This window comes from Lutibacter oricola (genome assembly GCF_900106565.1).
GTDB classification, from domain to species: Bacteria; Bacteroidota; Bacteroidia; order Flavobacteriales; family Flavobacteriaceae; genus Lutibacter; species Lutibacter oricola.
In genome coordinates, this window is sequence record NZ_FNNJ01000045.1 from 1 (window position 1) to 2079 (window position 2079).

General features: G+C 28.8%; 4 protein-coding genes. All 4 read left to right on the plus strand.

The features are described from left to right. Nucleotides 1–118: 118 nt before the first annotated feature. The gene (locus BLU40_RS17370; protein ID WP_090126792.1) at nucleotides 119–637 is read left to right on the plus strand and encodes a hypothetical protein; all 519 of its coding nucleotides are present in this window, start codon (nucleotides 119–121) and stop codon (nucleotides 635–637) included. Nucleotides 638–860: 223 nt separating this feature from the next. Continuing rightward, entirely contained in the window at nucleotides 861–1094 is a 234-nt protein-coding gene (locus BLU40_RS17375) for a hypothetical protein (RefSeq protein WP_090126795.1), read from the plus strand. After that, nucleotides 1094–1411: a type II toxin-antitoxin system RelE/ParE family toxin gene (locus BLU40_RS17380; RefSeq protein WP_090126798.1), complete on the plus strand. Its 318-nt coding sequence runs from the start codon at nucleotides 1094–1096 to the stop codon at nucleotides 1409–1411. The genes BLU40_RS17375 and BLU40_RS17380 overlap by 1 nt, the downstream gene beginning before the upstream one ends. Before the next feature lie 213 nt (nucleotides 1412–1624). Further along, nucleotides 1625–2079: helix-turn-helix domain-containing protein (locus tag BLU40_RS17385; protein WP_090126801.1), on the plus strand; the 455-nt coding region annotated here is incomplete at its 3' end.

Consider the following 2079-nt stretch of genomic DNA (forward strand, 5'->3'; position numbering starts at 1 on the left):
TTGAACTAGAACAAACGACAAACATTCAACAAACGATTTGCTACGTCCGAAAAATCTCCGATTTTCCAAACGCACAAATCTTATAAAAGCCCGTTGTGCGTAAGTCTGAAAAAAGATTATGAATAGGAAAAGAATTATATTAGGATTTTTTATTCTCTTGATTGAAATATTTGCATTGAGATATTGGATTTACGAAATTGAAAAACCAGACCCGAGTATTTCAATTGGAATTATATTGATTGTTCCGATATTATTTGGGATAAATTTAATTCTCGGACTTGTTCTTTATTTTCTCAAAAAACCTTTTACGAAACTATTTTTATTAAATTCAATAATAAGTCCATTGATTTTTTACATATTTTGGAGTTTATGGTTTTCAGATTATCACGAAAGAAATAATGAAAATTTTAAATTCTCAATAAATGATATTGTTTATGAGTTGAGCATTGAAAAGAATGATGAATACTTTTACCTATGCGATGAAAAAAATAGCGGAAGAGTTTATGTCGGAAAATATGAAAAAAAAGGAGATAGTTTGATATTGAAAGACTCTGAAGCAGAAATGTACATAGTCGACAACAAACTTTTAGAGTTTCCTGAAAAAAGAACTGAAATAAAACTAATAAGAACTGAATAAAAACCTACGCACAACACTGTTTATATTTTATAGCTTGGTTTTAGCACATTTACGAAAATCCTATCGGATTTTCTACGTTGGTATTTTATTTAGTAAATTAGTAGCTGAAAAAACGCTACAAAACATACACAAACCCGTTGGCAACAAGCGATGAAATTCGTTAATATAAGATTAATAAGAACTAAATTGAAAATTTTGTATCTTTGATAAAAAGTAACGTATTATGAATTTGGAAGCTCGTAAAATAGAATTTATACAAGAATTTTTAAAACTTCAAAGCGAAGATGTAGTTTCTCGTCTTGAAAAAATATTGAAAAAAGAGAATTATACTTCAGGAGAAATAGCGTTCGAGCCAATGACTCAAGCCGAATTAAACAAACGAATTGATAAATCTGAATCCGACTTTTTAAACAATAGATTTAAGAATAGTTCTGAACTTTTAGCTAAATACGAATAATGACATTAAAAATTATTTGGTCTGAATTTGCAGAAACTCAACTCGATGAAATCTATGAGTATTATGAAAAAAAGGCAAGTTCAAACGTAGCTAAAAAACTTGTAAAAGGAATTATTAACGAACCAATAAAGTTATTAAACACTCCGAAAATAGGACAAAAAGAAGAACTATTACAACAAAGAAAAATTAATTATCGTTATTTAATTTATAAAAACTACAAACTGATTTATTCTATTGATACTGAAAAAGGATTTATCAAAATTGCTGATGTTTTTGATACTCGACAGAATCCAATAAAGATTGAAAGAACTGAATAAAAAAAAGCCAGTTGCCAACACTGTTTATATTTCATAGCTTGGTTCTAGCACATTTACGAAAATCCTATCGGATTTTCTACGTTAGTGATTTATTTAGTAAATTAGTAGCTTAAAAACGCTACAAAACATACACAAACCCGTTGTAACACATTTGACCAATGAACTTTCCTGAAATAGGTTGACTAAAAATTAAGCAATTAATTATAGTCACTTATGAAAACACAAAAAGAACACTGGCGAAAAAAAAGCTATCAAAAAGTAACCCTAGAGACCAAATTATTAGTCGTTGACCAAATTCTAAACGGTCAAGTATCCACAAATTCTGCTAGTAAAAAATATGATGTTCCTAGAACAACTATTACCTATTGGTTAAGAAAATACAGTACTTTAGTCCAACAAAATACAGGTATGAGTAAACAAGATGAGATTAAAAAATTAAAAGAACGTATTGAAGAACTAGAGTTTCAAAAAGACTTTCAACAAGATATTATCGCTGATATGGAACTCATTACTGGAGTTGATATGTCAAAAAAGTCCTTGCCCAAAACATTAGCAAAAGAGATAGAGAGAAAAAAGAAAAACCGTATAAAAGAAAATGGCTCTATGGATGTTTTGGGATTAGTAAACAAGCCTTCTACAAAAGACTCAAAGTCCAACAAAAGCAAGAA